The sequence below is a fragment of the Paenibacillus endophyticus genome (assembly GCF_014192395.1).
In the GTDB taxonomy this organism is placed as follows: Bacteria; Bacillota; Bacilli; order Paenibacillales; family Paenibacillaceae; genus Pristimantibacillus; species Pristimantibacillus endophyticus.
This window is the reverse complement of sequence record NZ_JACHXW010000003.1, coordinates 39697-55715: the sequence shown is the minus strand read 5'-3', so window position 1 is coordinate 55715 and position 16019 is coordinate 39697. Positions and strand designations below refer to the sequence as shown.

The 16019-nt window shown below is 51.1% G+C and carries 13 protein-coding genes; all 13 read left to right on the top strand.

All coding sequences use genetic code 11. From position 1 onward, the window contains the following. The first annotated feature begins 26 nt into the window (after positions 1–26). The 13 genes from FHS16_RS05715 to yqfD all read left to right on the top strand — a co-directional run bounded on the left by FHS16_RS05715 (position 27) and on the right by yqfD (position 16016). Positions 27–1388, top strand: a complete 1362-nt coding sequence (locus FHS16_RS05715) for a class I SAM-dependent rRNA methyltransferase (RefSeq protein ID WP_183559832.1) — start codon at positions 27–29, stop codon at positions 1386–1388. A gap of 33 nt (positions 1389–1421) precedes the next feature. After that, positions 1422–4943, top strand: a complete 3522-nt coding sequence (gene addB, locus FHS16_RS05710; RefSeq protein WP_183559830.1) for a helicase-exonuclease AddAB subunit AddB — start codon at positions 1422–1424, stop codon at positions 4941–4943. Then, the gene (addA, locus tag FHS16_RS05705) at positions 4940–8809 is read left to right on the top strand and encodes a helicase-exonuclease AddAB subunit AddA (protein WP_246431624.1); all 3870 of its coding nucleotides are present in this window, start codon (positions 4940–4942) and stop codon (positions 8807–8809) included. Before addB ends, addA begins: the two co-directional genes overlap by 4 nt. 14 nt (positions 8810–8823) lie before the next feature. After that, the gene (locus FHS16_RS05700) at positions 8824–9438 is read left to right on the top strand and encodes a hypothetical protein (protein WP_183559828.1); all 615 of its coding nucleotides are present in this window, start codon (positions 8824–8826) and stop codon (positions 9436–9438) included. A gap of 80 nt (positions 9439–9518) precedes the next feature. Further along, positions 9519–9824, top strand: coding sequence for a hypothetical protein (locus FHS16_RS05695; RefSeq protein ID WP_183559826.1), 306 nt, complete (start codon positions 9519–9521; stop codon positions 9822–9824). Between the two features lie 120 nt (positions 9825–9944). Further along, positions 9945–10292, top strand: a complete 348-nt coding sequence (locus tag FHS16_RS05690) for a histidine triad nucleotide-binding protein (RefSeq protein ID WP_183559824.1) — start codon at positions 9945–9947, stop codon at positions 10290–10292. A 91-nt stretch (positions 10293–10383) separates the two neighbouring features. Continuing rightward, positions 10384–10557, top strand: a complete 174-nt coding sequence (gene rpsU / locus FHS16_RS05685) for a 30S ribosomal protein S21 (RefSeq protein WP_005547957.1) — start codon at positions 10384–10386, stop codon at positions 10555–10557. Positions 10558–10572: 15 nt separating this feature from the next. After that, a complete protein-coding gene (locus FHS16_RS05680; protein WP_183559822.1) occupies positions 10573–11016 on the top strand; it encodes a GatB/YqeY domain-containing protein in 444 nt (147 codons plus the stop codon). Between the two features lie 151 nt (positions 11017–11167). After that, positions 11168–12547, top strand: coding sequence for an NfeD family protein (locus FHS16_RS05675; RefSeq protein ID WP_246431623.1), 1380 nt, complete (start codon positions 11168–11170; stop codon positions 12545–12547). A gap of 25 nt (positions 12548–12572) precedes the next feature. Next, entirely contained in the window at positions 12573–13562 is a 990-nt protein-coding gene (gene floA, locus FHS16_RS05670) for a flotillin-like protein FloA (protein WP_183559820.1), read from the top strand. Between the two features lie 58 nt (positions 13563–13620). Then, positions 13621–14115: a hypothetical protein gene (locus tag FHS16_RS05665; protein WP_183559818.1), complete on the top strand. Its 495-nt coding sequence runs from the start codon at positions 13621–13623 to the stop codon at positions 14113–14115. 373 nt (positions 14116–14488) lie between these two features. Further along, positions 14489–14767 (top strand): sporulation protein YqfC, encoded by a 279-nt coding sequence (gene yqfC / locus FHS16_RS05660; RefSeq protein ID WP_183559816.1) that lies wholly within the window; start codon positions 14489–14491, stop codon positions 14765–14767. Positions 14768–14822: 55 nt separating this feature from the next. Next, positions 14823–16016: a sporulation protein YqfD gene (gene yqfD, locus FHS16_RS05655; RefSeq protein ID WP_246431622.1), complete on the top strand. Its 1194-nt coding sequence runs from the start codon at positions 14823–14825 to the stop codon at positions 16014–16016. Positions 16017–16019: the final 3 nt, after the last annotated feature.

The following is a 16019-nucleotide window of genomic DNA, read 5'->3' as shown; positions in this document are numbered from 1 at the left end:
TCCAGTTGAGGGGAAGCGAGAGAATCGTGAGCAATCCAAAAATATTTTTGCAAAAAGCTAGAAAAAAAAGAGTGGAGCAAGGCCATCCTTGGGTATTCGCAACAGAGATTGACCGCTTGGAGGGCGAAGCGAAGCCTGGAGATCTGGTAGATGTGGTTAACCACCAGGGACGGTACCTTGCAACCGGCTATTGGAATCCAAAATCGCAAATAACGGTTAGAGTGGTTGCCTATGAGCCAATCGCTGAAATGGATGCCGATTTCTTCCGCAATCGCCTCCTACAATGCCAGGAGCACCGTCGCCGCTTTGTTGCGGATGCCGATTGCCGTCTCGTTTACGGCGAGGCCGATTTCTTACCTGGCCTTGTGGTCGACCGTTTCAATAACGTTTTAGTGCTGCAGCTATTGACACTCGGAATGGACGTCAGGAAAGAGGCGTTAATTGAGGCACTCGTTGACGTGTTCCAACCGCTCGGCATCTATGAGCGCAGCGATGTCGGAGTCCGCATGCTTGAAGGACTGGAGGAGCGTACGGGAACACTCTATGGGAGCTGCCCATCCATCCTTGAAATTGAGGAGAACGGCTTGAAGCTGGAGGTTGATATCGTCGAAGGCCAGAAAACAGGCTATTTTTTCGATCAGCGAGAGAACAGAGCAGCAATTGCTCCGCTGATGACTGGCTGGGGCGGCCGCAGCGGCATACGCCTTGTTGAAGAGCAGGATGGAGAAACGGTTAAATCGGTGCCGGTTAACGCGAATGGCAAAGTCGTTACCTTTCCTTATTGGGATGGAGCATCCGTGCTGGAATGCTTTGCGCATACAGGGAGCTTCACACTGCATGCTTGCAAATTCGGAGCCAAGAAGGTGACTTGTCTGGATGTCTCCGAGCATGCGATTGAAACGGCTAAGCGGAATGTCGAGCGCAATGGGTTCACGGAGCGTGTTGAATTTGTAGTTGCCGATGCCTTTGAGTATTTGCGGGCTCAAGTAAAAGGAATCGATGAGCGGAAGCAGCGGGGACTTGGCGGTGTCGACACTTCCAAAAAGCTTGACGGGGCAGCAGGACGGACATGGGATGTTGTCATTCTCGATCCGCCAGCATTTGCCAAAACCAAAAGCGCGGTGCCTGGCGCTTGCCGCGGCTATAAAGATATCAATCTGCAAGGTCTAAAGCTTGTGAATGAAGGCGGATATCTCGTTACGGCAAGCTGCTCGTACCATATGCGCCCAGAGCTGTTTCTAGAGACGATTCAAGAAGCGGCGATAGATGCCGGCAAGCTATTGCGGCTCGTTGAATGGCGTGCGGCAGGAAAAGACCATCCGCAGCTGCTCGGCGTTAACGAAGGCCATTACTTGAAATTCGCGATTTTTGAGGTTAGAAGCAAATAATTGCAAGTTATTGAATAGACGGGAGAGCTGCACATGACACTTCGCTTTGTCATAGGGCGTTCGGGAACCGGCAAAACTTCTTATTGCTTGAACGAAATAAGAGAGCAGCTTCGCGCTGAGCCTGACGGACCGCCGCTGATTATGCTCGTACCGGAGCAAGCTACATTCCAGACCGAATACGCATTGCTGCGAGACGGAGATTTGAACGGCACGATACGGGCACAGGCGCTGAGCTTCAGGCGCCTGGCGTTCCGTGTCATGCAGGAAACAGGGGGAACCGCACTCGTTCCGATTAGCGATACAGGCAAGCATATGTTGCTTTACAAAATCGTTCATCGTCTGGGCCAGCAGCTGGAGCTGTTTCAAAGCGGTGCTGAGCAGCCTGGGTTTATCGACAGGCTTGCCGAGCTGCTTACTGAGTGGAAGAGGTACGGGATAGACTCTGAGCTGCTGCAGGACAAGCAGCAGGCTGCGGAAGCCGGAGTGGAGCATTCCACCTTATTAAAGCGGAAGCTGCATGATTTGCAGCTGATATACAACCACATGGAACAGGAACTCGCGGGCATGTATATTGACGCCGAGGATTATTTGCGTTATCTGCAAAATGGCTTTGCCAATGCGTCAGCAATGGAAGGAGCGCATTTTTGGATTGATGGATTCTATGGCTTTACGCCCACCGAGTTCGAAGCACTAGGAGCATTAATAGCTTCCTCTGCAAAGGTGACCGTCACGCTAACGTTGAACCGACCATATGAACCCGGCGTAGAACCGCATGAATTGGAGCTGTTCCACCCTACTGCCGAAACGTATCAAAAACTGATTGCGCTGGCCGCAAACTGCGAGGTGGAGATTGAGGAGCCGATTAGGCTAGGCGAGAATCCTCCCGTAAGGTTCCAAGACAGCCCGATGCTGGCTCATTTAGAGAGACATTACAGCGAGCGAATTCCGATGCTGATTCAAGGCCCTTCGATACTGGATTGCGAGAATCCCCGCTGTGGGATTTCATTGCATGCAGCCGCGAGCCGCAGAGCTGAAGTAGAAGCAGTAGCGCGCGACATTGTCCGCAGGGCCAGGCAGGAAAATATCCGTTGGCGCGATATTGCCGTCATGGTGCGTAATGCCGAGGATTACACCGATTATATCGGATTAGTGTTTGCCGATTACGGGATTCCTTATTTTGTCGATCAGAAGGAGAAAGCGCTGCATCACCCGCTTGTCGAATTTATCCGATCGGCGCTTGAGACGGTCTTGTTCGGCTGGCGCTATGATGCCGTATTTCGCTGCGTAAAAACCGAAATGCTGTTTCCGCTTGATGACAGCTTGCCTCGGGAATGGTTTGACATGCTGGAAAACTATGCGCTGGCAGCAGGCATTGATGGCTGGAAATGGCTTGACGATAAGCGCTGGCATCCGTTAGTGCCGGTTTCGCTCGATGACGACGCGGATATCGAAACCAAAATCAGCGATAAAGCACAGCGGGAATATGACATTGTGCTGGCTGCGAAAGAAGCAATCGTACCGCCGCTGCGACGTTTTGGGGAACTGCTGCAAAAGGCAGCCAACGTCCAGGAGATGTGCGAGGCATTATATCGGCTGCTGGATCAATCCGATGCGGCCGACCGCCTCGAGCGCTGGGCGATGCAAGATACACAGTCGGGGAAAGTACAGCGATCTAGAAGTCATAGACTGCTATGGGATGGCGTTATGCAGCTGCTCGATCAATTGGTTGAGCTTGCAGGAGAGCAAACCATGACGCCTGAGCTGTTTGCGGGGATGGTGGAAGCAGGCTTGGACAGCTTGAAGTTAGCTGCTGTACCTCCGGCACTGGATCAAGTGCTTATTGGCAGCATGGACCGAACGAGGTCTGGCCACATCCAGGTTTGTTATGTGCTCGGAGCAAATGACGGAATCATGCCAATGCGTGTAAAAGAAGACGGCATACTTACGGAGGCGGAGCGGGAGCGGCTTGCTGAAGATGGATTGGCAATGGCACCAGGTGTGAGGCGCCGGCTGCTGGATGAGCGCTTCATGATCTACAATGCATTGACAACGCCAAGCCGTCATCTGTGGCTGAGCTGGGCACAGGCAGATGAGGAAGGAAAGAGCCTGCTGCCCTCAGAGATTATCCGACATGTGAAGCAGCTGTTTCCCGGCATGCCCATAGAAGGTATCGCTGCGGAGCCCTCGCCAAGCTTGCCGGCAGCGGAACAAAGGAAATTCGTTTCTCAACCCCAGCGCACTTTGTCTTATTTGATTGGGGCGATTCGCAGATGGCAGCAGGGAGCGGATATCGCTCCATTCTGGTGGGATCTATATAATTGGTATGCAATCAGGCCGGAATGGCAGCATAAGCTGCAGCTGCTTACCGGCTCGCTTACCTATGTGAACGAAGCCCGAATCCTTTCCAAGGACACGGCAAGAGATCTATATGGCATGCGATTGCAGGTCAGCGTGTCGCGGATGGAGCGATTTGTTTCTTGTCCTTTCCAGCATTTTGCGATCCATGGCTTGAAGCTGAGGGAAAGAAAGCTTTATCGCCTGGATGCTCCAGATGTCGGGCAGCTGTTTCATGCGGCGCTCAGCAAGCTTGCCACTAATCTTGGAGGAGGCTGGGGCAAGGCGTCTGAGGCAGAGTTGAAGTCCGTCGTGTCAGACACCGTGGATGAGCTGGCTCCGAGACTGCAATCACAAATTTTGCTTAGCAGCAGCCGCTTTAGATATATCGCCCGGAAGTTGAAGGAAATCGTAGGCCAGGCTGCGCTGATGCTAGGCGAACATGCGCGAAGGGCACAATTCCATCCGGTTGGAACGGAAGTGGATTTTGGTCCTGAAGGGACACTGCCAGCTCTGCGTATTCCGCTTGATACTGGCGGCGAAATGGAGATAATAGGGAGAATTGACCGAGTCGATGCAGCGGAGACCGCAGAAGGGCTGCTCCTTCGCGTACTTGATTACAAGTCCAGCTCGACAAGCTTAAGACTCGAGGATGTAGCATTCGGGCTTTCGCTGCAGATGCTGACCTATCTCGATGTACTCGTCACACATGCAGCCTCTTGGCTTGGACAGCCTGCCACTCCAGCTGGCGTATTGTATTTTCATGTTCATAACCCGCTGCTTGCACTCACGAATCATGTAACTCCAAGCGAAGCGAACGACCGTTTGCTTAAGAGGTTCAAAATGCGTGGACTCGTGACAGCCGATTCGAATACGGTAAAGCTAATGGATGATGAGCTGGACACCGGTTATTCGGAGCTGCTCCCAGTTGCCTTGAAGCGCGATGGAAGTTTCTACAGCAGTTCATCCGTGGTGACGAACGAGCAATGGGATGTGCTGCGGCATTCCGTTCGCAACACGATTAGCCGGATCGGAAGCGCGATTCAATCGGGTGAAGTGTCTATCGAGCCCTATCGAATGGGGACAAAAACGCCATGTCAATATTGCGACTACAAAGCTGTGTGCCAATTCGACACTCAGTTTGAGGGCAACGAATACAAGAAGCTGGGCAAGCCCTCGAAGGAAGAGATATGGCAGCAGCTTGAGGGGGTGGAAAAATGATGCATACAGCCATGGATTCTCCTAAGCCGACAGGCAGTACGTGGACTGATGACCAATGGGATGCAGTCGTGACCAGCGGTTCGAATATCCTTGTGGCTGCTGCGGCAGGCTCGGGGAAAACAGCCGTGCTCGTCGAAAGGATCATTCGCAAAATTTCAGCGTTTACCGATGTAGACCGGCTGCTTGTCGCTACCTTCACGAAAGCCGCAGCGGCAGAGATGAAGGACAGGATTAGACTAGCTTTAGAGCAGGAGCTGGAGAGGCAGTCGGATTCGGAGCATTTGCGCCGCCAGCTTGCATTGATGAACAGGGCGTCCATTACGACGCTGCACTCCTTTTGCATGGATGTGATTCGCCGCTATTATCCCTTAATTGGTCTGGACCCTGGCTTTCGCATCGCGAACGAGACGGAAAGCGAGCTGATGCGCCTAGACGTACTCGATCAACTATTCGAAGAAAAGTACGAGGGTGCCGGCGATGACGGAGCTTTCCTCAGGCTGGCGGACCGCTACGGCGGTGAGCGAGGAGACGAGCCGTTGTACCGGCTGGTCCAGCAATTATTCGATTTTGCGCAAAGCCATCCGTGGCCGGAGCATTGGCTCCGCAAGACAGCCGAGGCGTTCGCAGTTTCTGATATTGAGGATCTTCAGCGGAGCGTATGGGTAGCCAGCTTGAAAAGCGATATACAGCTGGCGCTTGAAGGCGCAGCCTCTCTCTTGCACCAGGCACTGGAGCTGACGCGCCAGCCAGCAGGCCCAGCTCCTTATGCCGCGACGTTTGACGAGGATTTGCAGCTTGTTGCAAGCCTAACGGCCGCTGTGCATCAGACGAGCTGGGAATCATGGATAGAGCCCTTCCAGCTTGTGCAATTCGGCAAACTGAAAGCGATGCGCGGCGATGAGTATGACAAATCGCTGCAGGAGCAGGCGAAGGAGCTTCGGGATCAAGCCAAAAAGCTGATCAGCTCGCTTGCGGACGAGCTTTTTGGCCGAACACCCGAGCAGTTCGTGGAAGAGCTGCGGGAGCTGGCTCCGTTAATGGAGGCGCTGTCCGAGCTTGTCATTGCTTTTGGTCAGCGCTATGAAGCAGCCAAACGTGCGAAAGGCATGCTGGATTTTGGAGATCTTGAGCACTATTGCCTTCGGATTCTAAGAGATCCAGCTTCAACACCGGATCACATGCTGCCGTCAATCGCGGCGACTGAATTCCAGCAGCAGTTCGATGAGATATTGCTGGATGAATACCAGGATACGAACATGGTGCAGGAAGCGATCGTATCGTTGATTGAGCGGCCAGGAGCCGGCAACCGGTTCATGGTCGGCGACGTAAAGCAAAGTATTTACGGATTCCGGCTGGCAGAGCCCAAGCTTTTTCTGCAAAAGTATAAGTCGTACGTTTCCCTTCAAGCCATGCGAGCTGAATCAGAGCCAGATCATTCAAGAGGGCTGCGCATCGATCTGGCAAGGAATTTCCGAAGCCGTTCTGAAATTGTCGATGGCGTAAATGCGGTATTCCGAGCGATCATGCGGGAGAACGTTGCGGAGATGGATTATGATGCACGGGCCGAGCTGGTTTGCGGCGCGGCTTATCCCACACCCGTTCCCAAGGATCGCTTCAAGGTTGAATTTGCTGTGTTGAACAAAGCGGATTCTGCCGAGGAAGAGCCATCGTACAGCGACAAAGCTGATGCGCAGGAGTTTGCTGATGATGGGGATCAAGAGGAAAACGCCTTGACTGGCGAGACGGTGCTAGAGCTTAAGACTGCTCAAATAGAGGCGCGTTGGATGGGCCAGCAGCTCAAATCGCTGATTGACAGCGGTTTTCAGATCTATGACGGAAAACGTCGCGAGAACAGGCCGATGCAGTGGAGAGATGTCGTCATATTGCTCCGCGCAACGCAGGCATGGGCGCCGATTATCATTGAAGAACTGCAGGAAATGGGAATTCCGGCCTATGCCGAGCTGAGCAGCGGATATTTCGAAGCGACAGAGGTGGAGACGATGCTGTCTTTGCTGCGAGTCATCGATAACCCGTATCAGGATATCCCGCTTGCGGCAGCGCTCCGTTCACCTTTATTCGATTTGAATGCGGAGGAGCTTGCACGCATTCGCATCCTATCTCCAAAGTCGACCTATTACGATGCCGTTCTACATGCTGCTGGAGATTTGCAGCTTCATGAGGAGGCCCGCAGAAAGCTATCCCTGTTTCTAGATGGGCTCGACCGTTGGCGCGCCGAAGCGAGGCAGGGTTCGCTTGCGGATTTGTTGTGGGAAATTTATCGCGAGACGGGATATTATGACTTCGTAGGCGGATTGCCGGGAGGAACGCAGCGGCAAGCCAATTTGCGGGCCCTTCATGACCGTGCTAGGCAGTATGAAGCAACAACATTCCGCGGGCTGTTCCGATTTCTGCGGTTTATCGAACGGATGCGTGATAGCGGCGGCGATCTAGGCACGGCCAGATCGCTTGGCGAGCAAGAGGACGTCGTGCGCATTATGTCCATTCACAAAAGCAAAGGACTGGAATTTCCGGTCGTGTTCGTTGCTGGATTAGGCAAGCAATTCAATCAGCAAGATGTTCGCAGCGCGTTCCTCAAGCATAAGGAGCTGGGCTTCGGACCCCGCTTTGTAGATCCTGCGCTTCGTATCAGCTATCCAACGCTGCCATATTTGGCGATACGCCGGGCGATGCGCAAAGAGATGCTGGCGGAGGAAATGCGCATCCTGTACGTTGCCTTGACTCGTCCAAAAGAGAAGCTGTACCTTGTTGCAACGGTGGCAGATGCAGAGGCAAAGCTTAAAAGATGGCTCTCTTCCGTTGACGATAACGGTTATATGCCTGATTTTAAGGTAGCCTCTGCGCGCTCATTTATCGATTGGCTCGGCCCGTTGGCTGCAAGGCAGCTTGAGGACAGGCAGTCGGAAGCCGCAAACGCCCCTCAGTGGCATGCCGGCATTGTTTCTGCGTCCGGGTTAGGCTTGGAGGCTGCGGCGGCAGCAGAAGACTTAGACCTGCTAGATCAAGCGAAGGACGAACGCCTTCAAGCGATCACATCGCTATCTTTGCTTGAGGATGCTCAAGCAGATGAGGAGCTTCGGGCAAGATTGGAGTGGCAGTATCCTCATCAGGAAGCTGCTGGACTCGCTGCCAAAACATCAGTTACTGAAATGAAAAGGCTTTATGCGGAGCAACTGGAAGACGCTGTTCCACTCGAAGATCTTTATCAATCATCGCAAGAGCCATCCAGCAACAGCTCGATTCCCAGCGATGGACAGGCTTCTTCTACATTCCGATTGAGACGTCCGTCATTTATGGAGGAGAAGTCGTTAACCGCTGCCGAGAAGGGATCAGTTAACCATCTGCTCATGCAGCATGTTTCCTTGACTCAACCTCCTGATGAGCAGCTGCTGAGGCACACGCTTGAGGAGATGATTGAACGCCGGATTATAACGCCGAAGCAATCCGAGGCGATCGATATATCCGCGGTAGCTGCCTTTTTCCAAAGCGTGCTGGGCCAGCGCCTCCTTCGTGCTGGCTGGGTAAGGAGAGAGGTGCCGTTTAGCTGCATGTTCCCTGCAAGCCGCGTATATCCAAAGTCGGAGGAATGGCTTGCAGTGGAGTCGATCTTGATTCAGGGTGTCATTGATTGCTTGTTCGAGGATGAGCTTGGCGTTGTATTGCTTGACTATAAGACGGATCGTATCGTGAATCGGCAGTGGAGCGAAACAGCAGAACGTCATCGCTTTCAGCTTGAGCTGTATGCAGAGGCGATCGAAGCCGTACTTGGGAGACCGGTGGATGAGTGCCATGTTTTTTTCTTCGATGGGGGCCAATCGGTTCAGCTTGGAAATAGGAAAGAAGCTTAAAGGAGGAAGGGAAGTTGGAATCACAGAAATCCGGTAAGCGGTCGCTCGCCTTGCCAATCACGCTTATTATTCTCGTTTTTAGTTTAATTGGTAACGTATTTTTGTACTCGCAATTTTTACAGCATAAGCAACAAATAAAACATGATACGGGCCAAAGAATTTATAATGCGGCGGTATCGTCGCAGCAATATGCATCGGAAATGATACCGCTGCTTGATGCGCTGCTGCAAAGCAAAACATTGGATGAACGGCTGGGCTTGGTATACAACATAGGCAAGCTGTCGGGCAAAGGCAGCGGCTTGACCGAATTAGCGGCAGAGGCAGCAGTTATTTCCGATGATACGGCTGCATGGGATACCGGGGTTCCAGCCATGTATGTTTCTAATGCAGAGGCAGGGCTGCTCGCTGCGGGCCGGTATGAAGGCGTTCTAAACGATAGCGATGCTGCCTATGTGTCAGGGCTCAAGAGCTCATACGTTGCATTGAACGGCGTACTAGGCAAGTTTAACGCGAATATAGGCGAAACCCGAATCGCCGTTATCCGTTTGGCAAGCGGACTTGATTGGATGGAGCTAGCGAAGCAGTCCATGGAAACGATGGCAGAGCAAGCAGCGCGACCAGTGAAGTAGAAACAATCTGTGTACGATTCGCATACGTAGTAGCCAAATGCCTATCTGTGAATATGATGTATGAACAGGAGGCTGACAAAATGGAACATACATTAGTGGATTTTGAGCAAATGAAGCAATGGTGCATGGAACACAAACATCGTTACGTTCTCGCTCAAACGCATGACGGCTGGTGCGCAGATGGATTTTTGGAGCATATGGATGACGAGGTTTTGTGCATTGCCGTTCCTTGCGGCTCGAATGAGTGGGATAATCGCGCCTTTCTCCCTTATCCGCCGCTTGGATATCCGATTTATCCTTATCCATATTACCCGCGGAGGCGCTTCATCAGGCAAATATTCCCTCTAGGCGCTCTTCTTGGCTTGTCATTATTGCCATATTATTAATCAACACATCGAACAGGGCGGGAGGAAAGCTTCCTTCCTCCTTCTTGTTTCATTTGGATTGGACGAGCAGTCAAAATTTCGGTATGATAGAAGAAGGCTAGCGAATAGGGGGTGAACCACATGGACTGTATTTTTTGCAAAATAATTGAAGGCGCCATTCCGTCGAAGAAGGTTTTCGAAAATGACAGAGTTGTCGCTTTTCACGACATACAGCCAGCTGCTCCCGTACATATTCTTATCATTCCGAAGAAACATATTGCGACGATGAATGATGTGACCGATGAAGACGCGGAGGTCGTTGCCGAGCTGTTTGCCGTAGCCCGCCAGATCGCCAAAGAGCAAGGCATCGCGGAGTCTGGCTATCGCCTAGTCAACAATGTAAATGCCGATGGAGGACAGCTTGTTTATCATTTGCACATCCATCTATTAGGAGGAGCGAAGCTTTCTCCGCTAGTGGCAGATATCTAAAGTTGACACTGCCTTTTGGTTTGACATATAATGAAATTTGATAAACCGTGTTATAGCTCTGGACGGTCTGTTTCGGAGGGAGGGAAAACTGGTGTCTGAAACTAAAGTTCGCAAAAACGAAACTATTGATGCTGCGCTTCGCCGCTTTAAACGTTCCATTGCTAAAGATGGAGTTCTAGCTGAGGTGAAAAAACGCAAGCATTATGAAAAGCCAAGTGTGAAGCGCAAGAAGAAGTCTGAGGCTGCGCGCAAGAGAAAGTTTTAGGAGGATCCTTCCATAATGAACCTGAGCGAAAGATTGACCGACGATATGAAGCAAGCCATGAAGAATCAGGACAAGTTTAAACTTTCCGTTATTCGTATGATGCGCGCGTCAGTGAAAAACTTGGAAATCGATCTCAAGCGTCCTTTGGACGATAGCGAAGTGCTTGATATATTGAGTCGTGAAATCAAACAACGTAAAGATTCCCTCCAAGAATTTAAAAAAGCCAGCCGTGATGATTTAGTAGCGGGTCTTGTGGTCGAAATTGAAATTATTAGTCAATACCTTCCCGAACAGCTGACTGAAGAAGAGATTCAAGAGATAGTAACGCAGACCATCCATGAACTCGGTGCTTCTTCCAAAGCCGATATGGGAAAAGTTATGAGTGCCCTTTTGCCCAAAACAAAAGGACGCGCTGACGGTAAACTAGTAAATCAGCTCGTACAGCAACATCTCAACTAACTGAACATACGGACTCACAAAACACCCCCGCAAGGGGGTGTTTTTTTGTGCAAAGAAAGCGATAATGGAAGTACCCCCGGCATGCGATATGAAACCTTTTGGTTGTGTACGCGTAGTAGGGAGCACAATACTTGAAAAGGGAGGAACCTTCTTGCACATTCATCGAAGGCGAAGAGGCTTACCCGCCACTCCTGTTGCGCTTTTGGCAGCGATTCTTTTGGCTACGCTTGCAGCATTGTTTTTCACGCCGGCAATGAAAGCGGCTGCCGCTGACGAAATTGGCCCGGCAATCTACGTCATTCCCGTCAAGCAATCCGTCGAATCGGGACTTCAGTCGTTTCTGGAACGGGCATACAAAGAAGCGGAAGAGGCTAAAGCCGAGCATGTCATACTGGTTATTAACACGCTGGGCGGCAAAGTCGTAAACGCAGAAGAAATTGGACATTTTATTCGTGGGAACAAGATCCCGACGACCGCATTCGTTGAAGGAAAAGCGGTATCGGCTGGTACGTATATTGCGCTGAATGCGGATAACATCGTCATGCAGCCCGGAAGCACCATAGGTGCTGCTGCCGTAGTAGACGGCTCTGGCGACTTGATTGATAATCCCAAAACCGTATCCTTCTGGACCTCTGAAATGAGCGAGTCAGCGGGACTTCAGGGACGTGATAAGAGCATAGCGGCTGCTATGGTTGATCCGAATGTCGTTCTTAAGCTGCAGGATAAGATCGGCAGAAACAAGGAGCAGGGCGAAATCCTTACCCTTTCCGCATCGGAGGCCGAGAAGCTTGGATATTCAGAGCACACGGCAGCTAACGTGGATGAAGTAGCACAATGGCTTGGCTTGGACGGTCGTACACAAATCGAAGTCGCTCCTACGCTGGCAGAGAATGCTGCCAGATGGCTGATTAATCCCGTTGTCATGACGGTCTTGCTCATTCTGGGGATTGCGGGAATCGTCATCGAAATGCTCGTGCCAGGCTTCGGAGCGCCGGGTATCGTAGGATTACTGTCATTTGGATTATATTTCTTCGGTCATTACGTTGCGGGCTTTGCCGGCATGGAATCCGTTGTTCTGTTTGTCATCGGAATCGCCTTGCTGGTCATCGAGGTATTCGTGCCAAGCTTCGGAATACTGGGCATCCTCGGGAGCGCCGCTCTCATTGCAGGTGTCGTAACGGCAGCATCAGACCCCATGACGGCGTTCATCTCGATCGTCATCGCCCTTGTCGCTGCCGTGATCCTTATCGTCATTTTTGTTCGCATGAATAAGTCCAGAGGCATCTGGAACAAATTTATTTTGCGCGACAAGCTTACAACAGAGGATGGGTTCATCTCAGCTGACCGGAAAGAATCGCTGCTAGGTCTTCAAGGCTTGACAATTACACCGTTAAGGCCTGCTGGCACCGTTCTGATTGGCGATGCGCGGATCGATGTTGTCACTTCTGGGGAGTTTATTGATTCGAATCGATCCGTGACGGTTATCAAAGCAGAAGGTACTTGGGTTGTGGTAAAAGAAATATCCAAATAATGAAATCAACTGGAGGTTAGTGACAATGGATCCTATCGTATCTTTTTTGATTATAGCTGTTGTTGTGATAATCGTGTTGTCTGTATTTTTAAGCTTCTTCCCGATCATGCTGTGGATTTCTGCTTTGGCATCGGGCGTTAGAGTCGGAATCATTACTCTTGTGGCGATGCGTTTGCGCAGAGTTGTGCCAAGCAGAATCGTCAACCCGTTGATTAAGGCGACAAAAGCAGGTCTAGGACTTAATATCAATCAGTTGGAGAGCCATTTCCTCGCGGGAGGCAACGTTGACCGTGTCGTAAATGCATTGATCGCAGCTCAGCGCGCGAACATTCCGCTCATATTCGAGCGTGCGGCAGCTATTGATTTGGCTGGCCGGGATGTGCTTCAGGCTGTACAGATGAGCGTTAATCCTCGTGTAATCGAAACGCCAATCGTCGCTGCTGTGGCTAAGGACGGTATTGAAGTTAAGGTTAAGGCTCGCGTTACCGTTCGTGCCAACATCGACCGACTCGTAGGGGGAGCTGGCGAAGAGACCATCATCGCCCGCGTAGGGGAAGGGATTGTTACAACCGTAGGTTCAGCCAATTCCCATAAGGACGTGCTTGAGAATCCGGATATGATCTCTAGGACAGTGCTTGGCAAAGGGCTGGATGCAGGAACGGCCTTCGAAATTTTATCGATCGATATCGCGGATGTCGACGTAGGCAAAAACATCGGCGCGCATCTTCAAACGGAGCAAGCGGAAGCGGATAAGAAAATCGCGCAAGCCAAAGCGGAAGAACGCCGTGCGATGGCTGTTGCCCAAGAACAAGAAATGAAAGCAAAGGTTGTCGAGATGGAAGCGCGTGTCGTAGAATCTGAATCCCAGGTTCCGCTTGCGATGGCTGAAGCGCTTAGAAGCGGTAAAATCGGCGTGATGGATTATTTGAACCTGAAAAACGTAGAGGCGGATACTCAAATGCGCAGCTCGATCGGTAAACAGGAAGGCCCATCCGACCCGAAAGACGGCCGTTAAAGCGAAGCCTTAACAGCTGGCATCATAAGGCGCGAATGTGTGGCGGAGGTGAAGGCGAATGAAGATTATCGAGTTTTTGATGAACAATATATTTATCGTCGTCATTATTTTTGGAGCCTTGGCATCCTTATTCGGCAAATCAGGCTCAAAGAAAAAGCCAGGCCGGATGCCTGATTTTGGAGGCGGCGGATTACCGCGTTCTTCAAACGCAGGCGTACCCGGCAATGAGCAGGAAGAAAGGCCATTGCCAGGTCCTGCAGCAGGACAGAGCGTATATCGTACCCAACCGCAAAATGTGCGTGAGGAATACGAAGCGCCTGCTTACAAGGCACGGGAGAGAGAGGTGCTTAATCAGACGCCTCAGGTTGCGCCTTCGCAAAGAACGCTGCAGCAGGCGGCAAATGTCAGGGGTAAAGCGGCAAAGGCGACAGAGCGCAACTCAGCCCCCCAGAGCGCTTTAACAGCACATGCTCGAGCAGATGATTTGCGCAGGGCGGTTGTTTGGGCGGAGATATTAGGTCCGCCCCGCTCTAAGCGGCCATTCCGAAAATAACATACGAACCGTCGAAGCTTAAAGCTTCGACGGTTTTTTTTATTTTCCAGCCATAATTGCCGAGCCGTTCGCATATTTTGGTACAGTACACGAAAAACGCTATTCCTTTGCTCAAATCAAGTCGGATAAAAGGCTGCGAAGCAAGTTTGCTTCACAAACCTTAGGTATCGCTTACGAAGTAGGTTTGCTTCACAAACCTTAGGTATCGCTTACGAAGTAGGTTTGCTTCACAAACCTTAGGTATCGCTTACGGAGTAGGTTTGCTTTACAAACCTTAGGTATCGCTTACGAAGTAGGTTTGCTTTACAAACCTTAGGTATCGCTTACGAAGCAAGTTTGTTCCACAAACCTTTAAGGAGGCAAAGATTCATACATGCGCCGTATAAAAAAGAAATTTCGAAAAGTTACCGCAGAGCTGCTCGATATGCCGCATGATGTTGTTTTTGATTTGCCTCGTCTTACCATGATCGGAGATTGCCAATTGTATATCGAGAACCATCGAGGCGTCGTTCACTTCTCCAGTGAACGCCTTCGTTTAGCCTTAAGCAAGGGCGAGCTTGAAGTGACAGGGAGCTCCCTGGTTATTCGTACGATATGGACCGAAGAAGTGTTCGTAGAGGGTCAAATTACGAATATTCAGCTAATACCTTAATATAAATTTCCGGCTAGCTTTTTGTAGGCAGCCACATGTAATGGAGGGGAATGCATTGAGCGGACAAGGGGCGGATTGGTTAAAGGGCATGGTTACCGTTCATATCAGGGGAGGACGAGCAGAGGAGCTCGTCAACCGCGCGCTTGCTGGAGGGCTTCAGCTGTCTACCATACGTTGGACAAGCAGCGGACTGCTTGAATTTGAGCTTTCAGTCAGCGATTTCTTCAGACTTCGTCCATACTTGAAAGAGACTGGCTGCAGAGTGCATGTGACGAAGCGAAAGGGGCTTCCTTTTCTGCTGGTAAAAGCGGAGCGGAGAAAGCTTTTTGCAGGAGGCATCGTGTTGTTTTTTGCGATTATATTTATGCTCTCATCCTTAGTGTGGAGTATCGAGGTTCAAGGGAACATCAAGCTGACGGAAGATCAGATCAGACTCGCAGCCAAGGAGGAAGGCCTGTACCCGCTGCAATGGTCATTCCGTCTTACGGATGCTGACGTGCTCTCCAAGCAGCTCGTTCGCAAGCTGCCCGGTTCCACGTGGGTAGGGGTTGAAAAAAAGGGGACAAAGGTCATCATCCAGGTAGTCGAATCGACGATACCGAAGCAATCGGCCTTGAATACGCCTAGGCACTTGGTAGCGGCAGCCGACGCGGTTGTTACCGAGATTATTGCGGAGGCTGGGCGTCCGGTCGTACGTAAAAATATGCGTGTGAAAAAGGATCAAATTCTGATCTCTGGCACCATTGGCGGTGAAGAGTACTCACGTACGGTCGTTGCCAAAGGAAATGTACGCGGCCTTGTTTGGTACGAGTTCGAGATTGCATCCCCGCTCGTGCAGCAGGTGAAGGTGTATACCGGCGAGAAAAAGACGAAGTGGTTTGCCGTAATCGGTTCCAGGGCGCTTCAAGTGAGCGGATACGGTAAGGATGAGTATAAGGCCTCAGAGGCCATTCTAAGCGAGCAAAAGATATCTTGGCGCAATTGGACGCTGCCAATCGGTAGATTGAAGGAGACGATCATGGAGACGCGGCTGGAGGAACGGACGCTGACGGAGGAAGAAGCGAAGAACGCGGGCATATTGCAGGCGAAAGCTGATGTTCTGATCAAAGCGGGCAGCGATGCGGTCATTCGTGATGAAATTGTTTTGCATGAAAAGGCGGACAATGGTAAAGTTTATATGAAAGTTCTTTTTGAAGTCGAGCAATCTATCGTTAAAGAAATGCCATTAGTCCAGATGCAGGGAGAATGAGGA